Source organism: Lysobacter sp. N42, from assembly GCF_004344885.1.
Genome location: NZ_SKFB01000116.1, coordinates 1 through 1,163 on the forward strand (window position 1 = coordinate 1; position 1,163 = coordinate 1,163).

Sequence of the window (1,163 nt, forward strand, 5' to 3'; positions counted from 1 at the left end):
CGGGCTTTTCAATTCAGCTTGCTAGCTCTAGATTAGTCTACAATCTTAGATACTACGCCAGCACCTACTGTACGGCCACCTTCACGGATTGCAAAGCGTAAACCTTCGTCCATCGCGATTGGCGCAATCAAGTCTACAACGAATTTAACGTTGTCACCTGGCATGACCATCTCTACGCCTTCTGGCAACTGTACCGCACCTGTTACGTCCGTTGTACGGAAGTAGAACTGTGGACGGTAGCCTTTGAAGAATGGAGTGTGACGTCCACCTTCTTCTTTGCTCAGTACGTATACTTCCGCTTCAAATTTAGTGTGCGGAGTAATTGTGCCTGGCTTCGCCAATACTTGACCACGTTGAATCTCTTCACGCTTCGTACCACGTAGCAACGCACCGATGTTCTCACCTGCACGACCTTCGTCTAGAAGCTTACGGAACATCTCTACACCCGTTACTGTAGTCTTCGTAGTGTCTTTGATACCTACGATTTCTACTTCGTCACCAGTGTTTACGATACCGCGCTCTACACGACCTGTTACTACCGTACCACGACCTGAAATTGAGAATACATCTTCAATCGGCATCAAGAACGGCTTGTCGATGTCACGCTCTGGCTCTGGGATGTATGAATCTAAAGCTTCTGCTAGCTCTACAATCTTCTTCTCCCAAGCTTCGTCGCCTTCCAACGCTTTCAACGCTGAACCTTGGATTACTGGCAAGTCATCACCAGGGAATTCGTATTCTGAAAGCAATTCACGTACTTCCATTTCTACCAATTCCAACAACTCTTCATCGTCTACCATGTCACATTTGTTCATGAATACTACGATGTAAGGTACACCTACCTGACGTGACAACAAGATGTGCTCACGTGTTTGTGGCATTGGGCCGTCAGTAGACGCTACAACCAAAATTGCGCCGTCCATCTGCGCCGCACCCGTGATCATGTTCTTAACATAGTCAGCGTGACCTGGGCAGTCTACGTGCGCGTAGTGACGTGTTGGCGTATCGTATTCAACGTGTGACGTTGAAATCGTGATACCACGCTCACGCTCTTCTGGTGCGTTATCGATTGCTGCGAAGTCTTTTGCAGCACCACCATAAGTTTTTGCCAAAACCGTTGTGATTGCAGCGGTTAGAGTAGTTTTACCGTGGTCAACGTGACC

1 protein-coding gene is annotated in these 1,163 nt (G+C 48.0%); it reads right to left on the minus strand.

Annotated elements, in window-relative coordinates; translation table 11 throughout:
* Positions 1-32: 32 nt before the first annotated feature.
* A partial coding sequence (gene tuf / locus EYQ95_RS26185; RefSeq protein WP_132332164.1) for an elongation factor Tu occupies positions 33-1,163 on the minus strand: 1,131 nt, incomplete at its 5' end.